The 25,250-nt window shown below is 73.3% G+C and carries 19 protein-coding genes; 16 read left to right on the forward strand and 3 right to left on the reverse strand.

The genetic code is table 11. The features are described 5' to 3' along the window. Positions 1–18: 18 nt before the first annotated feature. The gene (locus C9F11_RS28590) at positions 19–999 is read right to left on the reverse strand and encodes an NADP-dependent oxidoreductase (protein WP_249401919.1); all 981 of its coding nucleotides are present in this window, start codon (positions 997–999) and stop codon (positions 19–21) included. Between the two features lie 116 nt (positions 1,000–1,115). On the opposite strand from C9F11_RS28590, the gene C9F11_RS28595 reads away from it, so the two are divergent. Then, the gene (locus C9F11_RS28595; protein WP_138961955.1) at positions 1,116–2,135 is read left to right on the forward strand and encodes a helix-turn-helix domain-containing protein; all 1,020 of its coding nucleotides are present in this window, start codon (positions 1,116–1,118) and stop codon (positions 2,133–2,135) included. On the opposite strand, the gene C9F11_RS28600 is transcribed toward C9F11_RS28595, so the two are convergent. Then, complete coding sequence (locus C9F11_RS28600; RefSeq protein WP_138961956.1) at positions 2,102–2,443, reverse strand: DUF427 domain-containing protein; 342 nt, start codon at positions 2,441–2,443, stop codon at positions 2,102–2,104. The genes C9F11_RS28595 and C9F11_RS28600 overlap by 34 nt on opposite strands. 113 nt (positions 2,444–2,556) lie before the next feature. On the opposite strand from C9F11_RS28600, the gene C9F11_RS28605 reads away from it, so the two are divergent. From C9F11_RS28605 to C9F11_RS28625, 5 genes are all read left to right on the forward strand, one after another. Then, positions 2,557–3,096 carry a TIGR00730 family Rossman fold protein gene (locus C9F11_RS28605; protein ID WP_138961957.1) on the forward strand — a complete coding sequence of 180 codons (540 nt, stop codon included), beginning with the start codon at positions 2,557–2,559 and terminating at the stop codon, positions 3,094–3,096. Positions 3,097–3,264: 168 nt separating this feature from the next. Then, positions 3,265–3,954, forward strand: coding sequence for an SDR family oxidoreductase (locus tag C9F11_RS28610; RefSeq protein WP_138961958.1), 690 nt, complete (start codon positions 3,265–3,267; stop codon positions 3,952–3,954). Between the two features lie 8 nt (positions 3,955–3,962). Then, positions 3,963–4,979 (forward strand): methionine synthase, encoded by a 1,017-nt coding sequence (locus C9F11_RS28615; protein WP_212767840.1) that lies wholly within the window; start codon positions 3,963–3,965, stop codon positions 4,977–4,979. 41 nt (positions 4,980–5,020) lie between these two features. Beyond that, positions 5,021–7,204, forward strand: coding sequence for an NAD-dependent DNA ligase LigA (gene ligA, locus C9F11_RS28620; protein WP_138961960.1), 2,184 nt, complete (start codon positions 5,021–5,023; stop codon positions 7,202–7,204). 980 nt (positions 7,205–8,184) lie between these two features. Next, positions 8,185–10,266, forward strand: a complete 2,082-nt coding sequence (locus C9F11_RS28625; RefSeq protein WP_138967117.1) for a bifunctional diguanylate cyclase/phosphodiesterase — start codon at positions 8,185–8,187, stop codon at positions 10,264–10,266. A 21-nt stretch (positions 10,267–10,287) separates the two neighbouring features. Here C9F11_RS28625 and C9F11_RS28630 read toward each other — a convergent pair whose 3' ends face one another. Beyond that, the gene (locus C9F11_RS28630) at positions 10,288–11,625 is read right to left on the reverse strand and encodes a glycosyltransferase 87 family protein (protein ID WP_171075867.1); all 1,338 of its coding nucleotides are present in this window, start codon (positions 11,623–11,625) and stop codon (positions 10,288–10,290) included. 381 nt (positions 11,626–12,006) lie between these two features. On the opposite strand from C9F11_RS28630, the gene gatC reads away from it, so the two are divergent. The 10 genes from gatC (at position 12,007) to C9F11_RS28680 (ending at position 25,192) form a co-directional block, all read left to right on the forward strand. Then, positions 12,007–12,303, forward strand: a complete 297-nt coding sequence (gatC, locus tag C9F11_RS28635) for an Asp-tRNA(Asn)/Glu-tRNA(Gln) amidotransferase subunit GatC (RefSeq protein ID WP_016642027.1) — start codon at positions 12,007–12,009, stop codon at positions 12,301–12,303. A 6-nt stretch (positions 12,304–12,309) separates the two neighbouring features. Further along, on the forward strand, positions 12,310–13,803 hold the full coding sequence (gene gatA, locus C9F11_RS28640; protein ID WP_138961962.1) for an Asp-tRNA(Asn)/Glu-tRNA(Gln) amidotransferase subunit GatA: 1,494 nt from the start codon (positions 12,310–12,312) through the stop codon (positions 13,801–13,803). Then, a complete protein-coding gene (locus tag C9F11_RS28645; protein WP_030676354.1) occupies positions 13,800–14,045 on the forward strand; it encodes a membrane protein in 246 nt (81 codons plus the stop codon). The genes gatA and C9F11_RS28645 overlap by 4 nt, the downstream gene beginning before the upstream one ends. Positions 14,046–14,063: 18 nt before the next feature. Continuing rightward, complete coding sequence (gene gatB / locus C9F11_RS28650) at positions 14,064–15,581, forward strand: Asp-tRNA(Asn)/Glu-tRNA(Gln) amidotransferase subunit GatB (RefSeq protein WP_138961963.1); 1,518 nt, start codon at positions 14,064–14,066, stop codon at positions 15,579–15,581. A 213-nt stretch (positions 15,582–15,794) separates the two neighbouring features. Beyond that, positions 15,795–17,891: a phospholipase C, phosphocholine-specific gene (locus tag C9F11_RS28655; RefSeq protein ID WP_138961964.1), complete on the forward strand. Its 2,097-nt coding sequence runs from the start codon at positions 15,795–15,797 to the stop codon at positions 17,889–17,891. Positions 17,892–18,240: 349 nt separating this feature from the next. Beyond that, on the forward strand, positions 18,241–20,460 hold the full coding sequence (locus C9F11_RS28660) for an MMPL family transporter (RefSeq protein WP_138961965.1): 2,220 nt from the start codon (positions 18,241–18,243) through the stop codon (positions 20,458–20,460). A 26-nt stretch (positions 20,461–20,486) separates the two neighbouring features. Then, positions 20,487–21,044 (forward strand): GNAT family protein, encoded by a 558-nt coding sequence (locus C9F11_RS28665; protein ID WP_138961966.1) that lies wholly within the window; start codon positions 20,487–20,489, stop codon positions 21,042–21,044. A 26-nt stretch (positions 21,045–21,070) separates the two neighbouring features. Next, positions 21,071–21,682, forward strand: a complete 612-nt coding sequence (locus C9F11_RS28670; protein WP_138961967.1) for a hypothetical protein — start codon at positions 21,071–21,073, stop codon at positions 21,680–21,682. Positions 21,683–21,846: 164 nt separating this feature from the next. Beyond that, positions 21,847–22,041, forward strand: a complete 195-nt coding sequence (locus C9F11_RS28675) for a hypothetical protein (RefSeq protein ID WP_138961968.1) — start codon at positions 21,847–21,849, stop codon at positions 22,039–22,041. Between the two features lie 70 nt (positions 22,042–22,111). Beyond that, positions 22,112–25,192, forward strand: coding sequence for a helix-turn-helix transcriptional regulator (locus C9F11_RS28680; RefSeq protein WP_138961969.1), 3,081 nt, complete (start codon positions 22,112–22,114; stop codon positions 25,190–25,192). Positions 25,193–25,250: the final 58 nt, after the last annotated feature.

Raw genomic sequence — 25,250 nt, forward strand, 5'->3', positions numbered from 1 at the left:
TGAAGGGAGCGCGGCCGGTCAGGTCACCTGGAGCACGATCTTGCCCTGGGTGCGGCCGCGCTCCCCGTAGGCGTGGGCCTCGGCCGCGTCCTTCAGGGGCAGGACCTTCGCGATCTCCGCGCGCAGCTTGCCCTCCTCCACCAGGCGGGCGATCTCCAGCATGCCGTGGCGGTCGGGCTCGACGACCGTCCAGCCGGTGTGCACGCCCAGCGCCTCGGCCCGCGCGGCGTCGGGGAGCCCGCCCGGGTCGGGGAGGGTGACCAGGTGGCCGCCCCTGCGCAGGACGGGCAGCGACCGGGGGCCGTACGCGCCGCCGACGCCGTCCAGGACGACGTCCACGTCCCGCACCGCCGCCGCGAAGTCCGTCGTCGTGTAGTCGATCAGCTCGTCCGCGCCCAGGCCCCGCAGGAAGTCGTGCTTGTCGGCCCGTGCCGTGCCGATGACGTACGCCCCGTGCGCCTTGGCGATCTGCACGGCCAGGTGGCCCACGCCGCCCGCGGCCGCGTGGATCAGGACCCGCTGCCCGGCGCGCAGGCCCGCCGTCTCCACCAGGCCCTGCCAGGCGGTCAGCGCGGCCAGGGGCAGGGCGGCCGCCTGGACGTGGTCGACGGCGGCGGGCTTGCGCGCGAAACGGCGCGCGGGCGCCGTCACGTACTCGGCGTAGCCGCCCGCCTGCTCCGGGAAGCGCGGCATGCCGAACACCTCGTCGCCGGTCGCGAAGAGGGTCACCCCGGGGCCCACGGCCTCGACGGTCCCCGAGACGTCGTAGCCGAGGATCGGCGTGTCGCCCCAGGTGCCGAACTCGCCCGCGGCGCGGGTCTTCCAGTCGACGGGGTTCACCCCGGCCGCGTGCACCTTGACCAGGATCTCCGTCAGTCCGGGCACGGGGCGGTCCACCTCCACGGGGACCAGGACGTCGGGGGCGCCCCACGCGCGCGGGCTGACGGCACGCATGGTCGGGCGGGTCGGGCGGGTCGGGCGGTCGCTGGGCGAGCTCATTGAACGTGTCCTTTGCGGTGAGCGGACGCCGGAGTTCCGGCGCATGCCCACCAGCGTGCGGCCCCGCGGCCCGCCGCAGTGCTGGCAGCCTGGCCATCATGTGACAGGATCTGGCCATGAGCACGTCCCCCGCACCCGACCGTCCCCACCGCGTCGCCGTCCTCGCCCTGGACGGCGTCTACGCCTTCGAGCTGGGCATTCCCTCACGCGTCTTCGGCAACGCGGAGGACGCCGCGGGGCGGCCGCTGTACGAGGTCGTGGTGTGCACGGCCGACGGGCGCCCGGTGCGGACGGACGCGGGCTTCTCCGTGGCCGCCGAGCACGGCCCCGAGGCCCTCGGGCACGCGGACACCGTGGTGATCCCGCCCGCGGCCCCCTGCGACCGGGCGACGGCCGCCGACGGGCTGCCCGCGCCCCTGGCCGCCGCGCTCGGCCGGGTGCGCCCGGGCACGCGCCTGGTGTCGTTCTGCAGCGCCTCGTTCGTCCTCGCGGCGGCCGGTCTCCTGGACGGGCGGCCCGCGACCACGCACTGGCAGGTCGCCGAGCAGTTCCGGCGCGAGTTCCCGCGCGTGCGCCTCGACGAGGACGTCCTGTTCGTGGACGACGGCGACATCCTCACCTCCGCGGGCGTCGCCGCCGGGGTGGACCTCTGTCTGCACCTGGTGCGCCGCGACCACGGCAGCGCCGTCGCCAACCACGTGGCCCGGCGCTGCGTGGTCCCGCCGTGGCGCGACGGCGGGCAGGCGCAGTACATCGAACGGCCCGTCCCGGAGCCGACGGTCGCCACCACGGCGCCCACGCGCGCGTGGGCGCTCGAACGCCTCCAGGAGCCGCTGACGCTCGGCGAGATGGCGGACCACGCCCGCATGAGCCTGCGCACGTTCACGCGCCGGTTCCGCGACGAGGTGGGCACCACGCCGGGCCGCTGGCTCACGGGCCAGCGCATCGAGGTGGCCCGCCACCTCCTGGAGAGCAGCGACCTGCCCATCGACCTGGTGGCCCACCGCGCGGGCTTCGGCACCGCCAACTCCCTGCGCCAGCACATGCGGTCCGTGCTCGGCGTGTCACCGGCGGCGTACCGCAGGACGTTCGCGGCCGTCCCTCAGGAGGCCCGCGCCACCTCCTCGGTCGCGTAGAAGCACAGGTGGTCCTTGATCTCGGCCACCTCGGCCTTGGGGTCCGGATACGCCCACACCTGGTCCTCGCCGCCGGGCAGCGACCAGTACGAGGCCGTGCCCTTGAACGGGCAGTACGTGTGCGTGCCGGACGGCGTGAGCAGATCGGTGCGCACGTCCTCCGGCGGCAGGTAGTAGCGCACCGGACAGCCCGTCTCGCGCAGCACCAGGGGGCGCTTGCTCTCCGCCACGACCTGTCCGTCGTGCTCCACGCGCACGTGCTGGGTGCCCTGCTCGATGGTGATGCGATGTCCTGCGGTCACGGTCATCCCTTTCGCCGGGGTCGCCTCGTCTGTGCCGGGGGCGCTCCGTACAGCGCGCGGGGCGGCGCACTTCTTCCGCGGCCCCCGGGGCGCCCGTGGCGAACCGTACGGTAGGGCGCATGAACATCTGCGTCTTCCTCTCCGCGGCCGACCTGCCCGAGACCTACACCCGCCCCGCCCGCCAGTTCGCCGAGCTGCTCGGCAAGGGCGGCCACACCCTGGTGTGGGGCGGCTCCGACACGGGCCTGATGAAGGTCGTGGCGGACGGTGTGCACGAGACGGGCGGGCGGCTCACCGGCGTGTCGGTGGACTTCCTCGCCGCCAAGGCCAGGACCGGCGTCGACGACATGGTGATAGCCAGGGACCTCGCCGAGCGCAAGGCGCTGCTCCTGGAGAAGGCCGACGCGGTCGTCGTCATGGTCGGCGGCACCGGCACCCTCGACGAGGCCACCGAGATCCTGGAGCTGAAGAAGCACGGCCGCACCACCAAGCCGGTCGTGCTGCTCAACACGGCGGGGTTCTACGACGGGTTGCGGGAACAGTTCCGCCGCATGGAGGACGAGGGCTTCCTGCCGGTGCCGCTGACCGACCTGGTCTTCTTCGCGGAGGAGCCGGTGGGCGCCCTGGCGTACCTGGAGGAGTCCCTGGGAGTGCGCTGAGGCGCCGGGGGCCCCGGGACGGCGCGGACGGCGCACACGGGCACGCGGGCCCGGCGGGAGCGCCCCGCTGCCACCGGCTCGCTCCCGGCTGCCCGCCGCACCCCGCCGCCGGGCGCCCCGCCCCGGCTCGCATCCGGGAGCGCGCGGCCGGAATGCGACCATAAGCGCATGGCAACTCATGTGATCACCGGGGCGGGCTCCGGCATCGGGGCCGCAGTGGCCCGCCGTCTCCACGCGCGCGGGGACGCCCTCGTGCTGCACGCGCGCGACGCGGGCCGCGCCAAGGAGCTCGCCGCCCAGTTCCCGGGCGCGAGCACCCTCGTCGGCGACCTGAACGACCCGGACAAGCTCTCCTGGGCCTTCTCCCACCAGACGCTCCCGGACCGCGTGGACTCCCTGCTCCACATCGCCGGCGTCGTCGACCTCGGCCCGGTCGGCGACCTCACCCCCAAGGCCTGGCGCCACCAGCTGAACGTGAACCTGATCGCGCCCGCCGAGCTGACCCGGCACTTCCTGCCCCAACTCCGCGTCTCCCAGGGACACGTGCTCTTCGTGAACTCCGGCGCGGGCCTGCACGCGGGCGCCGAGTGGTCCGCGTACGCCGCCTCCAAGCACGGCCTGAAAGCCCTGGCGGACTCCCTGCGCCAGGAGGAGCACGGCAACGGCGTCCGCGTCACCTCCGTGTACCCCGGCCGCACCGCGAGCCCGATGCAGGTCAAGGTGCACCAGCAGGAGGGCAAGGAGTACGACGCCGCGCGGTGGATCGACCCCGAGTCCGTGGCGACGACGATCCTGATGGCCCTCGACCTGCCGCGCGACGCGGAGGTCAACGACCTGACGGTGCGGCCCGGACGGTGAGCACGGCGGTGAGCACCGAGGACACCTGGACCCTGGGCCCGGCCACCGGCGTCGGCTCGATGCCCGGCGGCGACGCCCGGGAGAGCGCGAAGACCGTCACCGGCACCTTCGAGACCCCCGAGCAGGGCATCCCGTACCTGCCGGAGCTGCCCGCGCGCGGCCCCGGCGCCGACATGATCGGCCGCACCGCGGGGCTGCTCGTCGAGCTGTACGCGCGCGTGGAGCCCAGCGGCTGGCGGGTCGGCGACCGGCCGGGACGGGACACGCGGCGCGCGGTGTCCTGGCTCGGCGAGGACCTCGACGCCCTGGAGGAGTTCACCCAGGGCTACGAAGGCCCCCTGAAGGTCCAGGTCGTCGGCCCGTGGACGCTCGCCGCCGCCCTGGAGCTGAGGAACGGCGAGGCGATGGTCTCCGACCCCGGCGCCTGCCGGGACCTGGCCGGGTCCCTCGCCGAGGGCCTGCGCGCCCACCTCGCGCAGGTGCGCAAGCGGGTGCCGGGCGCCCGGCTCGTGCTCCAGCTCGACGAGCCGTCGCTGACCGCCGTGCTGCGCGGCCGGATCAAGACCGCCAGCGAGTACCGCACCCACCGCGCCGCGGACCGCCAGGTCGTGGAGAGCGCCCTGCGCGACGTCATGGCCGTGCACGACGGCCCGGTCGTCGTGCACTCCTGCGCGCCGGACGTGCCCTTCGCGCTGCTGCGCAGGGCGGGCGCGCACGGCCTGTCGTTCGACTTCTCGCTTCTCACCGAGCGTGACGACGAGGTCCTGGGCGAGGCCGTCGAGGCCGGGACGAAGCTGTTCGCCGGTGTCGTGCCGGGCACGGACGGTCCATTGTCAGACCCTGCCGGTAGCGTCATGGGTGTCAGGACGCTCTGGCGCAGGCTGGGGCTGAATCCGGGGTCGCTCGCGGAGTCGGTCACGGTCACGCCGTCGTGCGGTCTCGCGGGTGCTTCGCCCGCATATGCCCGGGCGGCGCTCGCGCACTGCGTCCGGGCGGCGAGATCGCTCGCGGACTCTCCTGAGTGACGCTGAGCAACTGGGTCTGAAGGTAACGGGAGGACGAGACGGTGGCTGTCGAACAGGAAGGCGCGGTGCCGGCGAAGGCGCGCGAGCAGCACGCCCAGCTGGCCGAGCGGATCGAGGAGCACCGCTTCCGGTACTACGTGAAGGACCAGCCGGTCATCAGCGACGCCGAGTTCGACAAGCTGCTGCGCTCGCTGGAAGCCCTGGAGGAGCAGCACCCGGAGCTGCGCACACCGGACTCGCCGACCCAGAAGGTCGCCGGGGCGTACGAGACGGACTTCGCCTCCGTCGAGCACCGCGAGCGCATGCTCTCCCTGGACAACGCCTTCGACGACGAGGAGCTGGCCGCCTGGGCCGACCGCGTCGCCAAGGACGTCGGCTCCCCGGACTACCACCTGCTGTGCGAGCTGAAGGTCGACGGCCTCGCGGTCAACCTGACGTACGAGCAGGGCAGGCTCACCCGCGCCGCCACCCGCGGCGACGGCCGCACCGGCGAGGACATCACGCCGAACGTGCGCACCATCGCCGACATCCCCGACCGCCTCCAGGGCGACCGCGTCCCGGCCCTCGTGGAGATCCGCGGCGAGGTCTTCTTCCCCATGGAGAAGTTCCAGGAGCTCAACGCCCGCCTGGTCGAGGCGGGCGACAAGCCCTTCGCCAACCCGCGCAACGCGGCGGCGGGTTCGCTGCGCCAGAAGGACCCCCGCGTCACCGCCACGCGTCCGCTGCACATGGTGGTGCACGGCATCGGCGCCCGCGAGGGCCTCGACATCGACCGCCTCTCGCAGGCGTACGACCTGCTGCGCGAGTGGGGCCTGCCCACCGCCCGGCACAACAAGGTCGTCGAAGGCCTCGACGGCGTGCGCGAGTTCATCACGTACTTCGGGGAGAACCGCCACTCCGTGGAGCACGAGATCGACGGCGTCGTCGTCAAGCTCGACGAGATCCCGCTCCAGGGCCGCCTCGGCTCCACCTCGCGCGCCCCGCGCTGGGCCATCGCGTGGAAGTACGCGCCGGAGGAGGTCAACACCAAGCTGATCGACATCAGGGTCGGCGTCGGCCGCACCGGCCGCGTCACGCCCTACGCCCAGGTCGAGCCCGTCACCGTCGCGGGCTCGGAGGTCGAGTTCGCCACGCTGCACAACCAGGACGTGGTCAAGGCCAAGGGCGTCTTCATCGGCGACACCGTCGTGATCCGCAAGGCGGGCGACGTCATCCCGGAGATCCTCGGCCCCGTCGTCGACCTGCGCGACGGCAGCGAGCGCGCGTTCGTCATGCCCGCCGAGTGCCCCGAGTGCGGCACGGCCCTTAGGGCCATGAAGGAGGGCGACATCGACCTTCGCTGCCCGAACGGCCAGACCTGCCCCGCCCAGCTGCGCGAGCGCCTCTTCTACCTCGCGGGCCGCAAGTGCCTGGACATCGAGAACTTCGGCTATGTGGCCGCCGCCGCGCTCACCCGCCCCCTGGAGCCCGCGACGCCCCCGATCCTCGACGAGGGCGACATCTTCGACCTGAAGGTCGAGGAGCTGCTCCCCATCAAGTCGTACGTCCTCGACCAGGACTCGGGCCTGCCCAAGCGGGACCCGAAGACCGGCGAGGAGAAGGTCGTGACCTTCTTCGCCAACCAGAAGGGCGAGCCGAAGAAGAACACCCTCGCCATGCTGGAGAACATCCAGGCCGCCAAGGAGCGTCCGCTGGCCCGGATCCTCACCGGCCTGTCCATCCGCCACGTGGGCCCCGTGGCCGCCGAGGCGCTCGCCCGCGAGTTCCGCTCCATCGACCGCATCGAGCAGGCCACGGAGGAGGAGCTGGAGGCCACCGACGGCGTCGGCCCGATCGTCGCGAAGTCTCTGAAGGAGTGGTTCGCCGAGGACTGGCACCAGGAGATCATCCGTAAGTGGCGGGCCGCGGGCGTCCGCATGGAGGAGGAGGGCGGTGGCGAGGACGAGGGCCCGCGCCCCCTCGAAGGCCTCACCGTCGTAGTCACCGGAACGCTGCAGAACTACACGCGGGATGGCGCGAAAGAGGCGCTCCAGAGCCGCGGAGCCAAAGTCACCGGTTCCGTTTCAAAGAAGACCGGATTCGTCGTGGTGGGGGACAACCCCGGCTCGAAGTACGACAAGGCCATGCAAGTGAAGGTTCCCGTACTCGATGAGGACGGCTTCGCGGTCCTGCTGGAACAAGGGGCGGACGCCGCCCGGGAAGCCGCGCTTCCGACCGAAGAATAGCGGTTGAAGGCCACCCGTTCAGCGCATACCAGATGCATACGGGTGGCCGGGTCGCATTCGGGCAACCGTAGACGACCGCTGCCCGTGGAAGCCTTCTGCGGCCTACTGTTGAGGTGTGCGCCTGCCGTGCCCCGCATGCGGACGGGGTGTTCCCCTGCTCGTGTCGTGGAGAGCCGGGGGAAGGGTTTTCAGACGCGGCTGTCAGGACGTGAGTCCGCGTGGCGTGGGCACCGCCGGCTGTGAGAGGGACGGGAATGGAACCGACCGAGAGCGTCGCCCCGGACTCATGGCTGCGGTCGCGCCTGCGGCGCGGGCTCGGCGGGTGGCGGTGCCGCCGCGCCGCCCGGTCGGCCGCGGGCGCCCCCGCCGACACCGACGAGCGGGCCGAACGGCCCGCCCAGGCACCCGAGATCCGTCCCAGGGAGCGGGCGTGGACACACGGCGGCACCCTCCTCGACGACGGCGCCCCAGCGGCCTGGGGGGCGTCTCCCGGCTGCGGAACGGGCTTTTCCGGCCCAGCTGGTGCCGTACAGGGGGGAGTAACGGGCATTCGGGGTACGGCAGTTGGTGAGGGACCGGAAGCAGGCGGGCGGGACGCGCCCGGGCGGGGCGGCGGAGGTCGAGGAACGTCAGGCCCGGCGGAGGCTGGTGTGACGGCGAGTGCCGAAGACGCGCGGCGGAGTGCGGCCGGTGGTGCCGCCGGCCCTGCCCCCGTGCGGGAGGTGGCGGGCGGCGCGAGCGGCGCCCCCGCCGTGCGTGGTGCGACGGGCGCGGGCGCCCCGGGAGCGCGGGCCGCGGCAGCCGGGCCCGCCGCCGGACCGTCCGGTGTGCGGGGCGCGGTGAGCGCGGCCGCGGGCGGGCCCGGCGCCGCGCGAGGGAGCACGGCCGGACGGCGCGGACGGTGGCGCGGCGGGCCCGGCGCGCACGAGCGGGCCGCGGACCAGCCGGACGGCCTGGACGGTCTCGACGGCCTCGACGGCATGGAGCAGGACGGCCGCGGCTGGCAGCTGCTGCCCATGGCCGTCGTCGCGGCCGCCGCGATCGTCCTCGGTACCGGCTTCTTCCACGCCTTCACCGGCGGCCACCCGCTGTTCCCCTCCGGCACGGTCGGCTGGTCGCTCGCCGTCCTGACCGGCCTCATCGTCGGCCACCTCGTCGCGCTCGGCCGCGACCGCTGGTGGGGCGGCACCGGCTCCGGCGGCGCGCTCACCGTCGCGGTCCTGCTGCTGTACGGCTGGATGCCCGCGGGCATGGTCAGCCTCACCGTCGTCGTCCTCGTCGGGGTCGCGCGCCGCCACCGCTGGCGCCAGGGCGTGCTGCACGGCGCCGTCGACATCCTGGGCATCGGCGCGGGCGCGCTCACGCTGGCCGCGTTCGGCACCGCACCGGCGGCCGACGCGCCCTGGAATCCCGAGAGTTGGGACCTGTACACGGCGCCCGAGGTGGGCCTCGTCGCCGTCGCGTATCTGGCCGTCACCCGCGTCCTGCTCTGGTACGTGCACGCCCCGCGCACCGGCGCGCTGCCCACCGTCACCCGCACCGCGCTGGTCCGCCAGGGCCTGCTCGGCGTGGCCCTGCTCGGCATCGCCCCGCTGATCTGCGTCGTCGCGATGTCGCTTCCGCTGCTCCTGCCGCTGTTCACGATCCCGCTCGTCGCGCTCGACTCCACGCTGTGGATCGCCCGCGCCAGAGCGGAGGAGCAGCTGCGCGACCCGCTCACCGGACTGCCCAACCGGCAGTGGCTCCTGGAGCGGACCTGGACGGCCCTGGACGACGCGGAGCGCATCGGCGCCCGCTCCGCCCTGATGCTGATCGACATGGACCGCTTCCGCTCGGTCAACGACACCCTCGGACACCTCGCGGGCGACCGGCTGCTGCTCCAGATCGCCGACCGGCTGCGGCTCGCGCTGCCGCGCGGCGCGGAGGCGGCCCGGCTCGGCGGCGACGAGTTCGCGGTGCTGCTGCCCGTCGCCGACTCCACCACGTCCGCGCAGCGCGTCGCCCGCCAGCTCGTCGGCGCGCTCGGCTCCCCGCTGGACCTCGACGGCCTCACCCTGGTCCTGGAGGCGAGTGCCGGACTCGCCGTCTTCCCCGACCACGCGCTCGACGCGGAGGGCCTGCTGCGCCGCGCGGACGTCGCGATGTACCAGGCCAAGCGGGACCGTACGGGCGTGGAGGTGTACGAGTCCAAGCGCGACTCCAACACCCCCGACCGCCTGGGCCTGTTGGGCGATCTGCGCCGCGCCCTCGACGCGGGCGACGTGGAGCTGCACTACCAGCCGAAGGTCCGCTTCGACGGCGAGGTGGCGGGCCTGGAGGCCCTGGTGCGCTGGGTGCACCCCGAGCGCGGCAAGGTGCCGCCGGACGAGTTCATCGCCATCGCCGAGTCGTCGGGCCTCATGCCGCACCTGACCGAGTACGTCCTGGAGTCGGCCCTCGCCCAGGTCGCCAGATGGCGCTCCCAGGGCCTGAACGTGCCCGTCGCGGTGAACGTGTCACCGCGCGACGTGCACACCCCCGGCTTCGCGGGCGCCGTCGCCGCGCGCCTGGCCCGCCACGGGGTGCCCGCGGGCGCGCTCCAGCTGGAGATAACGGAACACGTGCTCCTCGAGGACCCGCAGCGCGCCGCGGACACCCTCGCCGGGCTCACCGGGCACGGCGTGAAGATGTCCCTCGACGACTTCGGTACGGGGTACTCCTCCCTGGTGCATCTGCGCCGCCTGCCGGTGAGCGAGCTGAAGATCGACCGCTCCTTCGTGGCGCGGCTCGCCGTCGACACCGAGGACGCCGAGATCGTGCGCTGCACCGTCGACCTCGCCCACTCCCTCGGGCTGCTCGTCGTCGCCGAGGGCGTCGAGGACGACGAGACCTGGGAGCGGCTGCGGGACCTCGGCTGCGACGCGGTGCAGGGGTGGCTCGTCGCCGCGGCGATGCCGCCCAGCGAGACCACGGCCTGGCTGCGCGCCCGCGGCGAGGGCGCCACGCACCGGCCCGTCGACCCGGCGCCCGGGCCCGCCGCGCCCGACCCGGCGCCGCCGTCGCCCAGCCGCGCGGTGCAGTGACCCGGCGGGCGCGGGCCGCGTTCAGCGCGCCGCGCGCTCGTCCGCACGGACCGGACCCGCCGGGTCCACCATCGCTTCGCGGCTCGTCCGTCCGCCCGGGACGGTCCTGACCGGCCGTGGCCGGAACGCCACGGCGGCCCACACCACGAAGCCGACGCCCAGCCACACGTACGCGTTGCCCACGACCACGTGGAACGGATCCCACTGGAGCTCGCGCTGCCAGTGCGGCACGTACCAGAGGAGGCCGTACGGCAGGAGCGGGCGGGACGGGTCCCAGGTGCCGAAGCCATCGATACGGATCGGCCACGCCGCGAACAGCGCGAACAGGCCAGCCGTCCATAGCCACGCCGCCGCCGTGCGCCGCCGCAGCGCCGCGTCCGCCGCCAGGACGAACCCGGGCACGATCCACACCCAGTGGTGGGTCCACGACAGGGGCGAGCAGACCAGCGTCAGGGCGCCCACCACACACACCGCGACCAGCTCCCGGCCCCGCCGCGAGGCCCGTGCCGCCGCGCCGAGCCCCGCCACGGCGAGCACCCCGCACACCGCTCCCCACACGGGCCCGCCGACGCCGTCGGCGCCGAGGCCGAAGCGGACGAAGAGCCCGTTCAGGGACTGGTTCGCCAGATACTCGCGGCCGCCCGCGCTGCCCGCGAACGCCCCGCCCCAGAAGTCCGCCGACGCCTCCGGCAGCGCCCACCAGCCCGCCGCGACCGTCCCGGCGAAGACGGCCGTGGCCACGCCCGCGGCCCGGTACCGGCGGGTGAGCAGCAGATACACCACGAACAGGCCCGGGGTGAGCTTCAGGCCCGCCGCGACGCCGATGCCCACGCCCTTCCAGGGGAGGCGGTCGGGCGTGGCCAGGTCGGTGACGACGAGCGCGAGCAGGATCAGGTTGACCTGCCCGAAGTCCAGGTTCTGCAGCACCGGCTCGGTCCACAGCGCGAGGCCGCAGACCGCGAGCGCGCACCCCGCGGTGGCCGCCCCCGGGCGCCGCCCCGCCATGCGGGCCGCGGCCCAGGCCGACAGCGCCATCGCCGCGAGGGACAGGCCCGCCATCAGCCGGGCGGCGACGGTCAGGTCCAGCTCGCTCACGGCGCGGAAGGGGAGCAGGGCGACGGGCGGATAGAGGTACGGCAGGGAGTGGACGCCGAATTTCCCGCCGTACAGCTCGTGCTCCGGGGCCCTCGCCGCGTCCAGGTAGACGCTGAGGTCGGCGGGGGTGCGGTGCGACGCGTACGTCGGGTCGTTGATCAGGGTCCACCACGCGGTGAGCGACAGGGCCAGGGCGAGGGCCCCGGCTCCGAGTGCCACCGGGCCTGGCCAGGGGCCTTTCGCCCCGGGGAATTGCATGCGCATGCCGGGCATGCTGCGCCTCCCCGGGGCGGGGGGCGGGGCAGCGCACCGGGGCCGGGCAATTGTCGTACCGCGACATCCCCCCGCGGGGCGCCCCAGGCCCGCCCCTTCCCGAACCGGGGGCTGCCGCCCCCGGGCCCCCGCCCTTATCGGCGCTCCGCGCCTCGTCCTCAAACGCCGGACGGGCTGAAACTCTCCGGTGCGGGCCGGGAAAGGGGCGGGCGGGCGGGGAAAAGCCCGCGGCGCGACGCCCGGTCCGGGGCGGTAGCCCCGGGCCTGATCCGTCGAGCGCGCCCCCGCGAGAGGAAAGCGTTTCGCGGTCAGCCGCGCGCGCCCCATAGGATTGGGTCCACATCCATCACGCTCACCCCAGAGGATCGCTGCATGCCTGGCATCACGCGCGAGGAGGTCGCTCACCTCGCCCGCCTTGCACGTCTGGAGTTGAAGGACGAAGAGCTCGACCACTTCGCCGGACAGCTCGACGACATCATCGGCGCGGTCGCCCGCGTCTCGGAGGTCGCCGACCAAGACGTACCGCCGACCTCGCACCCGCTGCCGCTGACGAACGTCATGCGCGCGGACGAGGTCCGTCCGTCGCTCACCCCCGAGCAGGCGCTCTCGGGCGCCCCGGCCCAGGAGCAGCAGCGTTTCAAGGTGCCGCAGATCCTGGGGGAGGACTAACCGAACATGACGGACATCATCAAACTCACCGCCGCCGAGATCGCCGCGAGGATCGCTTCCGGCGAGCTCACCGCGGTCGAGGTCACCGAGGCCCACCTGGCCCGCATCGAGGCCGTTGACGAGAAGGTGCACGCCTTCCTGCACGTCGACCGCGAGGGCGCGCTCGCGCAGGCCCGCGCCGTGGACGAGAAGCGCGCCAGGGGCGAGCAGCTCGGCCCGCTGGCCGGTGTGCCGCTGGCGCTCAAGGACATCTTCACCACCGAGGGCGTCCCGACGACCGTCGGTTCGAAGATCCTCGAAGGCTGGATCCCGCCGTACGACGCCACGGTGACGAAGCGGCTCAAGGAAGCCGGCGTCGTCATCCTTGGCAAGACCAACATGGACGAGTTCGCCATGGGGTCCTCCACCGAGAACAGCGCGTACGGACCGACCGGCAACCCGTGGGACCTGACCCGGATCCCCGGCGGCTCCGGCGGCGGCTCCAGCGCGGCCCTCGCCGCGTACGAGGCCCCGCTCGCCATCGGCACCGACACGGGCGGCTCCATCCGCCAGCCCGCGGCCGTCACCGGCACGGTCGGCGTCAAGCCGACGTACGGCGGCGTCTCGCGCTACGGCATGGTGGCCTTCTCCAGCTCCCTGGACCAGGGCGGCCCCTGCGCCCGCACCGTCCTCGACGCGGCGCTGCTGCACGAGGCCATCGCCGGGCACGACCCGCTGGACTCCACCTCCATCGACGCCCCGGTCCCCGCGGTCGTCGAGGCCGCGCGCAACGGCTCGGTGGACGGCATGCGCGTCGGCGTCGTCAAGCAGTTCTCCGGCGAGGGCTACCAGGCCGGTGTCGTCCAGCGCTTCAACGAGTCCGTCGAGCTGCTGAAGTCGCTCGGCGCCACCGTCGTCGAGCTGGACTGCCCGTCCTTCGACCTGGGCCTGTCGGCGTACTACCTGATCGCGCCGTCCGAGTGCTCCTCGAACCTCGCGCGCTTCGACGCCATGCGCTACGGCCTGCGCGTCGGTGACGACGGCACGAAGTCCGCCGAGGAGGTCACCGCGCTGACCCGCGAGGCCGGCTTCGGCGACGAGGTCAAGCGCCGCGTCATGCTCGGCACGTACGCGCTCAGCTCCGGCTACTACGACGCGTACTACGGCTCCGCGCAGAAGGTCCGCACGCTGATCACGCGGGACTTCGAGAAGGCCTTCGAGCAGGTCGACGTCATCGTGTCGCCGACCACGCCGACCACCGCCTTCCCGATCGGCGAGCGCGCCGACGACCCGATGGCGATGTACCTGGCCGACCTGTGCACGATCCCGACCAACCTGGCGGGCAACGCCGCCATGTCGCTGCCCTGCGGCCTCGCGCCGGAGGACGGCCTCCCGGTCGGTCTGCAGATCATCGCTCCCGCCATGAAGGACGACCGCCTGTACAAGGTGGGGGCAGCCGTCGAGGCCGCCTTCGTGGAAAGGTGGGGCCACCCGCTGCTTGAGGAGGCACCGTCGCTGTGAGCAACAAGACGCTGGCCAAGGCCAAGGGCTTCAAGAAGTCCAGGACCGGCACGTATCTGTCCATCGGCACCACCGCCTTCGGGGCGCTCAGCACGCTCAAGCAGGTCAAGAAGGCCCGTGCCGAGCACGACGCGCTGCAGCTCGTCGACGCCGTCGTCTCCGCGGCCGCCATCGTCACCGGCATCGCCATCCTGGTGCGCGAGCTCAAGCGCATCGGTGACGACGACGTTCTGCTCGGCTGAGAGGGAAGTTCCAACACCGTGACTGTCACGACCACCCCCGACCTGGTGCCGTACGAGGACGCGCTCGCGTCGTACGACCCCGTCATGGGCCTCGAGGTCCACGTCGAGCTCGGCACCAAGACGAAGATGTTCTGCGGCTGCTCCACCGAGCTCAAGCAGGACGCCAATTCGCAGACCTGCCCGACCTGCCTCGGCCTGCCCGGTGCGCTGCCCGTGGTCAACGCCGTCGGCGTCGAGTCCGCGATCAAGATCGGTCTGGCGCTGCACTGCGAGATCGCCGAGTGGTGCCGCTTCGCCCGGAAGAACTACTTCTATCCGGACATGCCGAAGAACTTCCAGACCTCCCAGTACGACGAGCCGATCGCCTTCAACGGCTATCTGGACGTCCAGCTGGAGGACGGCGAGGTCTTCCGCGTGGAGATCGAGCGCGCCCACATGGAGGAGGACACCGGCAAGTCGACGCACGTCGGCGGCGCCACGGGGCGCATCCACGGCGCGTCCCACTCCCTGCTCGACTACAACCGCGCGGGCATCCCGCTCATCGAGATCGTCACCAAGCCGATCGTCGGTGCCGGGGAGCGCGCCCCCGAGGTCGCCAAGGCGTACGTCGCCGAGCTGCGCGAGCTCATCAAGGCGCTCGGCGTCTCCGAGGCGCGCATGGAGCAGGGCCAGATGCGCTGCGACGTGAACCTCTCGCTGCGCCCGCACGGCCGGGAGAAGTTCGGCACCCGCTCCGAGACGAAGAACGTGAACTCGCTGCGGTCCGTGGAGCGCGCCGCGCGCTACGAGATCCAGCGGCACGCGGCCGTGCTCTCCTCCGGCGGCACGATCATCCAGGAGACCCGGCACTTCCACGAGGAGGACGGCTCCACCACGTCGGGCCGGGTGAAGGAGGAGGCGGAGGACTACCGCTACTTCCCCGAGCCCGACCTGGTGCCGGTGGCCCCGTCCCGCGAGTGGGTCGAGGCCCTGCGCGCCGAGCTGCCGGAGCTGCCGCTCGCCCAGCGCAACCGGCTGCGCGAGGAGTGGGGCGTCTCCGCCCACGACATGCAGTCGATCCTCAACGCCGGTGCGATCGGCCCGATCGTCGCCACCATCAACGCGGGCGCGGACGCCGTGTCGGCGCGCAAGTGGTGGATGGGCGAGCTCGCGCGCAACGCGAACGAGCAGGGCGTCGACCTCGGCGCGCTGCCCATCACGCCGGAGCAGGTGGCCCGCGTGAGTGAGCTCGTCGCCTCCGGTGACCTGAACGACAAGCTGGCCCGTCAGGTCATCGACGGCGTGCTCAAGGGCGAGGGCGACCCCGACCAGGTCGTCGAGAAGCGCGGCCTGAAGGTCGTCTCGGACGACGGCGCCCTGACGGCGGCCGTCGAGGAGGCCATCGCGGGCAACCCGGGCGTCGCGGACAAGATCCGCGGCGGCAAGGTGGCCGCGGCCGGTGCGCTGGTCGGCGCGGTCATGAAGGCCACCCGTGGCCAGGCCGACGCGGCCCGCGTCAAGGAGCTCATCCTGGAGAAGCTGGGCGTCGAGGGCTGACACCCGCGCTTCCCGCGCACGGCAGGGGCGCCGCATCCGGACCGGGTGCGGCGCCCCTTCGCGTACGCGGGGCCCGAAGACGGCGGCAAAGCGCCGACGTTCACCGCGACTTTGGTCAACAGCCTTCCCCCTGCCACCGAGAGTCACTACCGTCCCAGCTCAGCAGACCAATGGATCACCGGACAACCATTGGGTGTCGACTGGAGGTTGGGCGTGGCAGCGGAGATTTCGCGCAGACGGTTGATGGCAGTGGGTGGCGGCGCGCTCGGCGCCGCCACGGTCGGGTCCTTCCTGCCGCCGTCCCTTCAGGAGGCGCTCGCGAAGGAGCCGCCGAAGGGCGGGCTCGACGCCATCGAGCACGTGGTCATCCTGATGCAGGAGAACCGCTCCTTCGACCACTACTTCGGCTCCCTGCGCGGCGTCCGCGGCTTCGGCGACCGCAACGCCGTCCAGCTCCCCAGCGGCAAGAGCGTGTTCGAGCAGCCCGGCGCCGGGCGGTCCGTGCTGCCGTTCCCGGTGCGCGAGGCCGCCGCCACGCAGAAGAAGGACCTCCAGTACATCGGCGCCCTCGACCACTCCTGGAGCGGCGGCGCCAAGGCCTGGCACGACGGCTGGATGGACGGCTGGGTGACGGCCAAGACCGCCGCCACGATGGCGTACTACACGCGCCAGGACATCCCGCTGCACTACGAACTCGCCGACACCTTCACGGTCTGCGACGCCTACCACTCGTCCATCCACACCTCCACCAGCCCCAACCGCAACCACCTGTGGAGCGGCAAGACGGGCTTCGAGGCGTCCGGCAAGCGGGCCGTCGACAACGACGCGTACGACGAGGGACGGCACCCGGGCTACGACTGGGGGACGTACGCCGAGCGCCTGGAGAAGGCGGGCGTGAGCTGGCAGACGTACACCGAGTGGGAGAACTTCACCGACAACCAGATCGAGTTCTTCACCACCTTCAAGGCCATCGCCCGCAAGGCGCTCGCCCAGACGGAATTCACCTTCATGGAGGCCTTCTACGCCAAGGTCCGCGACGCCAAGGACGAGCCGGAGCGGACCCGGCTGCTCGCCGCGCTCGACGCCGGGGTCAAGACGCTGACCAGGCGCGAGCGTTCGCTCTTCGAGCGGGGCCTGAGGCGGGTGCCGACCGGCACGCTCGCCGAGACCTTCGCGCGGGACGTCGCCCGGGGCAAGCTGGCGAAGGTCAACTACCTGGTGCCGTCCGCCGTCGACTCCGAGCACCCTTCGGTCTCCTCGCCGATCCACAGCGCCACCATCGTCTACAAGGTCCTGGACGCGCTCGCCTCGCACCCGGAGGTCTGGCGGCGCACCGCCGTGTTCATCAACTACGACGAGAACGACGGCTTCTTCGACCACGTGCCGCCGCCCGTGCCCGGCACCGACGACCCCGACGGCGCCGAGGAGCGCTGGCAGGGCCTGCCGACCGGGCTCGGCGCCCGTGTGCCGATGCTCGTCGTGTCGCCCTGGAGCGTCGGCGGGTACGTGTCCTCCGAGGTCTTCGACCACACCTCCGTGGTGCGCTTCCTGGAGCGCTGGACCGGGGTGCGCGAGCCCAACATCAGCGCCTGGCGCCGCCGGGTCACCGGCGATCTGACCGGCGCCTTCGACTTCGACCGCGGCCACCGGCAGCCGGAGGTGGAGCAGCCCGGCGCGATCCCGCCGTTCAGCGGCCGCTGGCAGCCCCAGCCGCCCGTCCAGCAGTCGATGCCCCGCCAGGAGCCGGGCGTGCGCCGGGCGCGCCCGCTGCCGTACCAGCCGGACGCCGACGCCAGGACCGCCAAGGACGGCACGCTCTCGGTGCGGCTGCGCAACGGCGGCCGGCGCAGCGCGCACTTCGCGCTGTACCCGTACGCCGGGGAGTTCCCGATACCGCAGCACCAGGACGTCCGGCACGAGGGCCGCTGGTCCGTGCCGGTGCGCGGGGACGCCTACCGCTTCACGGTCACCGGGCCGAACGGGTTCCGCCGCGAGTTCGCGGGCGGCAAGGACGGCGTCGCCGCCCTCTCCTCGGTGATCACCCGGCGCGAGCTGCACCTCACCGTCGCCAACCGGGGCGAGGAGCCGCTGGTCTTCACCGTCAGGCCGCTCGGCTACGTGGACGCGGACGAGGTCCGGCGGCGCACCCGGACCGTGCGCGTGCGGCCGGGCAGCAGCCGCACCGTCGCCTGGCGGACGTCGGACGAGCGCGGCTGGTACGACGTCGAGGTGACGGCCGCGGGCGACAAGGCCTTCCGGCGGCGGCTGATGGGCCACATCGAGAACGGCCGCGCCAGCGTCTCGGGCTGATCCGCGAGACCGTCTCGGGCTGATCCGCGAGACCGGTGAGCGTGGTGCGGGGGCATACGGGCGTGGCCCGTGTGCCCCCGCGTGGCGGCTGCGGTGCCGGGCGCCTGGGCGGACCCGCCTGAGCTGTTGTGAGGCTGGACACGAAACGGACTAAGGATCTCCGGTGGCTGTCAGAGTGGCTCCCGCATGGCCCATCCCGGTCATGTCGCCGCACAAGCGGCCACATGATCTTTATCTGGCCATGCCGATCATGTAGTACTTCAAGCAGTAGGCGTGTTCTTTTCGGGTCAATTGCGACGCTTCCCGGCTGTCCCGACGAGGATCCACGAGTCACTCAGGGAGCCAGTCCGTGGCAGCACTCGCCCGGTGGTGCGTCCAGCACCGCCTCGTCGCCGTACTGCTCTGGCTCCTCGCACTCGGCTCCACCGCGACCGCTGCCGCCGTCGTCGGATCGGCGTACTCCAACGACTACGAGGTGCCCGGCACCGAGTCCAACCGTGCGAGCCAGCTCCTCAAGGACGGCTTCCCGAGCCTCGGCGGCGACAGCAACACCGTCGTCTGGCACACCGGCGGGGACCAGTCCGTGCGGGCCGCCGCCGTCGAGCAGACGATGACCGCGACGCTCGACGAGATCGCCGAGCTGCCGGGCGTGGCCTCCGTCACCAGCCCCTACACCGAGCGCGGCGCCACCCAGATCAGCGCGGACGGCCACACCGCGTACGCCACGGTCACCTTCCGTGACCAGCTCGAATCCGTCGCCCCCGGCGAGGCGCGCGCCGTCGTCGAGACCGCCGGGGCCGCCGCGACCAAGGGCCTGGACGTGGCCCTCGGCGGCGGCGCCGTCGGCCTCACGGAGACCAAGAGCGCCAAGACCGCCGAGATCGTCGGTGTGGCCGTCGCCGCCGTCGTGCTGTTCCTCGCCTTCGGCTCGCTCGCCGCCTCGGCCCTGCCCATCGCCACGGCCGTCGTCTCCGTCGGCACGGCGTACGCGGGCATAGTGCTGCTCGGCCACGTCATGACGGTCGCCGACTTCGCGCCCATGCTCGGCACCCTGATCGGCCTCGGCGTCGGCATCGACTACGCCCTGTTCATCGTCACGCGCCACCGCAAGGGCCTCAAACGCGGCCTGCCGGTCGCCGAGGCCGCCGAGCGGGCCGTCGCCACCACCGGCCGCGCCGTCGTCTTCGCGGGCGCCACCGTCTGCATCGCGCTGCTCGGCATGCTGATCCTGCGCCTGAGCTTCCTCAACGGCGTCGCCATCGCCGCCTCCCTGACCGTCGTCCTCACGGTCGCCGCGTCCGTGACGCTGCTGCCCGCGCTGCTCTCGTTCATAGGGCCGCGCGCCCTCAGCCGCCGCGAGCGGCGCAGGCTCGCCGAGCGCGGGCCCGAGCCGGAGGTGCCCACCGGGCTCGCCGCCCGCTGGTCGGCGTTCGTGGAGCGCCACCCCAAGGCGCTCGGCGCCCTCGCGGTCGTGGTGATCGCGGTGCTCGCCGTGCCGACGCTCTCGCTCCGCCTCGGCACCTCCGACCAGGGCAACAACCCCGCGACGGCCACCACGCGGCAGGCCTACGACCTGCTCGCCGACGGCTTCGGCCCCGGCGTGAACGGCCCGCTCACCCTCGTCACGGACGTCCGCGGCGCCCCCGACCGGCTCGCCCTCGACAACCTCGGCGCGACCCTGGAGTCCACCCCGGGCGTCGCCTCCGTGAGCCCCGTGACCTACGCCGACGGCGGCGGCGCGGCCTTCCTCACCGTCGTACCGGACTCCGCGCCCCAGTCGAAGGCCACCAGCGACCTCGTCGACCGGCTCCGCGGCGAGGTCCTGCCGCGCGCCGAGAGCGGCACCTCCCTCGACCTCCACGTCGGCGGCGTCACGGCGGGCTACGACGACTTCGCGGAGATCATCGTCGGCAAGCTGCCGCTGTTCGTGGGCGTCGTCATCGGCCTGGGCTGCGTCCTGCTGCTCCTCGCCTTCCGCTCGGTCGGCATACCGCTGAAGGCCGCGGTCATGAACGTCGCGGCGGTCGCGGCCGCCTTCGGCGTCGTGGTCGCGGTCTTCCAGTGGGGCTGGGGCAGCGAACTGATGGGCCTGGGACGCGCGGGCCCCATCGAGCCCTTCCTGCCCGTCATCATGGTCTCGGTCCTCTTCGGCCTCTCCATGGACTACCAGGTCTTCCTGGTCAGCCGGATGTACGAGGAGTGGCTGGAGACCGGCGACAACCGCGTGGCCGTCCGCGTCGGCCTCGCCGAGACCAGCCGCGTCATCAACTCCGCGGCCGTCATCATGATCTCGGTGTTCCTCGCCTTCGTGCTCAGCGGGGACCGGGTGATCGCGATGTTCGGCATCGCCCTGGCGGCGGCCGTCGCGCTCGACGCGTTCGTGCTGCGCACGCTGCTCGTGCCCGCCCTCATGCACCTGCTCGGCGGGGCCAACTGGTGGCTGCCGCGCCGCCTGGACCGCTGGCTGCCGCGGATCAGTATTGAGGTGCCCGAGCGCCGGACACGTGCGAGGATCCCCGGACACCGCGAGCGCGAAGAGATCGCGTACGCACCGCTGGAGAAGCGCTAGCCGCAGCACCGCCGAGGGAGATCCGGATGTTCGCCATACCCGTGGGGGAGGGGGCCGAACTGCGGCCCCTGGAGCCGTGGAACGCCGAGGAGTTCCTGGAACACATCGACCGGGCACGGGAGTTCGCCAGTCCCTGGGTGCCGATGACCGCCAAGGTCACCGACCTGGAGTCCGCCCGCGCGGTCCTCCAGCGGTACGCGGACAAGCAGGCCGCGGACACCGGCCGGATGTACGGCGTCTGGCTGGACGGCACGCTCGTCGGCGGTGTCTTCTTCCGGATCTTCGACGCCGAGACCGACTCCTGCGAGGTCGGCGTCTGGCTCGAACCCTCCGCCACCGGCCGCGGCCTCGTCACCGCCGCCGCCCGCGTCCTCATCGACTGGGCCGTCGACCAGCGCGGCATCCACCGCGTGGAGTGGCTCGTCTCCTCCCGCAACGACCCCAGCAAGGCCGTGGCCAAACGGCTCGGCCTGATCCGCGACGGCGTGCTGCGGGAGAGCTTCCCCTGGCAGGGCATCCGCCACGACATGGAGGTCTGGTCGGTGCTCGCGCCCGAGTGGCGGGCCGCCCGCGCCGCGCGTTAAGGGGCTTCTCAGACTCCGTCCGTACGGTGCGGAGCATGGGAACGAAGAGTGTGGACGAGACGGAAGCGACGGACGAGGCACCTAAGGAGGTACCTCAGACCCCGGAGCCGTCCAAGGCCCTTACCGAGGCCGACGGGCCTGAGGGCGGGCTCGCCGAGGCCGGCCGGCCTGAGGACGGGCTCGCCGCGGCCGCCGAACCCGAGGGCGAGTCCGCCGAGGACGAACCCGCCCCGGCCCCCGCGCCGTCGGGCGTCGGGCAGGGGGCGGCCGCCCTCGTCGCCGCCGCGCTCGGCCTGATCGGCCTCTCCGGAGGGTGGCTCGGCACGGTCGCCTCGGCCCGCGAGTCCCTGATCGGCCAGCTCAACACCTCCCAGGGCGTGAGCGTGGCCCGCCAGGTCGAGGAGGTCTACGGCGACTCCTGGAAGACGACGGCCCTGGTGGCGGGCGCGTTCGCCCTTGCCGCCCTGGTGGTCGGCGCCGCCACCCTGCTCCGCCCGGCCTTCGGTGCCCCCGACCGCGTCCAGGCCCCCTGGATCAAGTCGGTGGCCTGGGCGGGCGTGGCCCTCGGAGCCATCGGTCTGCTCTTGGCGGTGGCCAAGTACACGGACCTGTTCCTGGGCCTGCCGTCGACGAGCTAGGCCCCTGCCGCCGCTCCCGGGGCAGGGGATAAGGCCCCTCCTCATACCTAAGGCCCCCCGCCCCCGGAAGATGCGGAACCTTCCCGATGTGCCGGACCCCCCTGGGAAACGAAAGTGGAGTCATCGCAGAGAGCGAGACACCAACTCCGCAGGGGGAAAAGAAAATGTTCGACTACGAACTCCACCAGCTCCGCACCGCCGAGCTCGCCGCCCAGGCCGCCCACCACCGCCTCGTACGGGAGGCGCGCAAGGCCGCGAAGCCCCGCTGGGCGCTCGGCCGGGAAGAGGCCGAGGCCCGTCTCGCGGCGGACCGCACCGGCGCCGTCCGCGAGGCCGACCGCTTCACCCGGGCCGCCTGACCGGGCCCCGGCCCACCCGCCCATGTCGCGCACAGCGAAACCCACTCCCACAAAACCGCAGCTCTGTGCGATGCTCACCGCTGTGGAGACCAAGTCCGTCAGCCCCGTCTTCGTCGGTCGAGCCGATGAACTGCGCGTACTGAACGACGCGCTCGCCCGTGCCGCCGAACCCGCCACGGGCGAGCCGCAGGCGCTGCTGCTCGGTGGCGAGGCGGGCGTCGGCAAGACCCGGCTCCTGGAGGAGTTCGAGGCCGCGGCCGTCGCCGCGGGCGCGCTCGTGGCGGTCGGCGGCTGTGTGGAGATCGGCGCCGACGGACTGCCCTTCGCCCCCTTCTCCGCCGCCCTGCGCATCGTGCGCGAGCAGCTGCCCGCCGAGTTCGCTGCCGCCGCCGCGGGCCAGGAGGAGGAACTGGCGCGGCTGCTCCCGGAGTTGTGCGAAGGGGCCAAGGGCCCGCAGTCCTCCGGCGGCAGGGCGGGCGAGGAGGCCATGGCGCGGCTCTTCGAGCTCACCGCCCGCCTCCTGGAGCACGTGGCCGCCGACCGGACCGTCGTCCTGGTCCTTGAGGACCTGCACTGGGCGGACGCCTCCACCCGCCATCTGCTCTCGTATCTGTTCCGCACGCTGCGCAGCGGCCACCTCGTCGTCCTCGCCAGCTACCGCGCCGACGACATCCACCGCCGGCACCCGCTGCGCCCGCTGCTCGCCGAGCTGGACCGCCTGCGCACGGTCCGCCGCGTCGAACTCGCCCGCTTCAGCCGGGACGAAGTGGCCCGCCAGATGGCCGGGATCCTCGCCGCCGAGCCCACCCCCAAGCTGGTCGACGACGTCTTCGAGCGCTCCGACGGCAACGCCTTCTTCGTCGAGGAACTCGCCGTCGCCTCCCACGGCGGCACCTGCGCCGCCCTCACCGACTCGCTGCGCGACCTGCTCCTCGTCCGCGTCGAGGACCTGCCCGACGACGCCCAGAAGGTGGCGCGGATCGTCGCCGAGGGCGGCTCGACCGTCGAGTACGACCTCCTCGCCGCGGTCGCCGACCTCACCGAGGACGACCTGATCGACGCGCTGCGGGCCGCCGTCGGCGCCAACATCCTGCTCGCCTCGCCCGGCGGCGACGGCTACCGCTTCCGGCACTCCCTGGTGCGCGAGGCCGTCGGCGACGACCTGCTGCCCGGCGAGCGCTCCCGCATCAACCGCCGCTTCGCCACCGCCCTGGAGGCCGACCCCGCCCTGGTCGCCGCCGACCAGCGCACCACCCGCCTCGCCAGCTACTGGTACCACGCCCACGACGCCGCGAAGGCGCTGCCCGCCGTCCTCAACGCCTCCGTCGAGGCCCGCCGCCGGCACGCCTACGCCGAGCAACTGCGCCTCCTGGAGCGCGCGATGGACCTGTGGGACGCGACCCCCGACGACGTGCGCGCGCTGCTGCGCCCCGTCGACTACACCGAGGTCTACCCGCCCTGCGGCTGCGACCCCGCCGCCATGCCGCTGCGCTACCTGGACCTGATGGCCGAGGCGGCCGTCGCGGGCCGCCTGTGCGGCGAACGCGAACGCGCCCTGAAGATCACCAAGCGCGCCCTGCGCCTCCTGGAGGAGGAGCAGGACAACCTGCGCTCCGCCTGGTTCTGGGTGCAGCGCTCCCGTCTGGTGCAGAGCCTCGCCCGCGGCGACGGCTGGAAGGAACTCGCCACCGCGCAGGAACTCCTCAGCGGCCACCCGCCGTCGGAGGTGCACGCCGAGGTGTTCGCCCTGGTCGCGGGCTGGCAGATGCTGCACCAGCCGGGCCCCGACAGCCTCGCCGCCGCCGAGCGGGCCGTCGAGTACGCCCGCATGGTCGGCGCCCACGAGATCGAGCTGAACGCCCGGCTCACCCTGGGCGGCCTGATCGTCGACACCGGCGACATCGACGCCGGGCTCACCGAGATGTACGCCGTCAGGGACCGGGTCACCGCCGAGGAGATCGTCGGTGTGCTCTGCCGCTGCTACATCAACCTGCCCTCCGTCCTCGAAGGCATCGGCCGCCACCGCGAGTCCCTCGCCCTCCTCGACGAGGGCATCAAGCACGCGCAGCGGTACGGCCTGCGCGAGTCCGAGGCCTGGATGTGGGCGAACCGCTCCGAGTCCCTCTACTCGCTCGGCCGCTGGGACGACGCCGTCGACTCGGCGAGCCGCGCCGTCCTGAGCGCCAAGCCGCGCGGCGGCGCCGGTGTGCGCCTCGCCCACTTCGCGCTCGCCCGCGGCGACATGGCCGAGGCCGCCCACCAGCACGCCGAGGCCCGCCGGCACTTCGGCACGCACGACTCCATACCGCAGAACACCCTGCCCCTGGCCCGCATCGCCCTCGGCATCGCCGCGGGCGAGGGCCGCATCCTCGACGCGCGCGCCGAGCTCCTCCAGGCCGCCGGCGACGGCCTGCCGCCCGGCACCCAGCGGTACGGCTGGCCGCTGCTCCTCGCCGCCGCCACCGCCGAGGCGGACGCCCGCGGCCTCGCGATCGCCGCGCCGGGCCGCGACGAGCACCTGGACCTGATCCGCACCACCATGAAGTCCCTGGCCGCCCGCGTGCCGGTCTGGCAGGCGTACGAACGCTGGGTCCGCGCCGAGCTCCTGCGCGCCGAGGGCCGTGCGAGCGCCGACGACTGGCTGGAGGTCCTCACCGCGATCGCCCCGCTGGAGCGGCCCTACGACCTCGCCCGCGTCCGCCACCGTCTCGCGGAGGCGCTGCTCACGTCCGGGGCCCCGGGCGGCAGGACCTCCGCCACCGGCGACACCGACCGGGAGAGGGCCGCCGAGCTGCTGCGGCAGGCGGCCGCGGTGGCCGAGCACCTCAGCGCCCGCCCCCTCGTCGAGGCCGTCGCGCACCTCGCCCAGCGGGCCCGGCTCTCCCTGACCGGGACGGCGGCCACCACCCCGGCCGACCCCGCCGAGGAGCTCGGTCTGACCACCCGCGAGCGCGGCGTGCTCCGCCTGGTCGCCGCGGGCCGCAGCAACCGCCAGATCGCCGAGGAGCTCTTCATCTCCCCGAAGACGGCGAGCGTCCACGTCTCCAACATCCTCGCCAAGCTGGGCGTCGCGGGCCGCGGCGAGGCGGCGGCCCTCGCGCACCGGCTCCGCCTCTTCACCGCGGACGAGGAGCCCGTGGCCGCCGGGTGACCGGCCCCGGCCCGCTTCCCGGGCGCTCGCTTACCCTGGGGAACAGGACCGCCGTCAG

The sequence above is a fragment of the Streptomyces sp. YIM 121038 genome (genome assembly GCF_006088715.1).
Classification (GTDB): Bacteria; Actinomycetota; Actinomycetes; order Streptomycetales; family Streptomycetaceae; genus Streptomyces.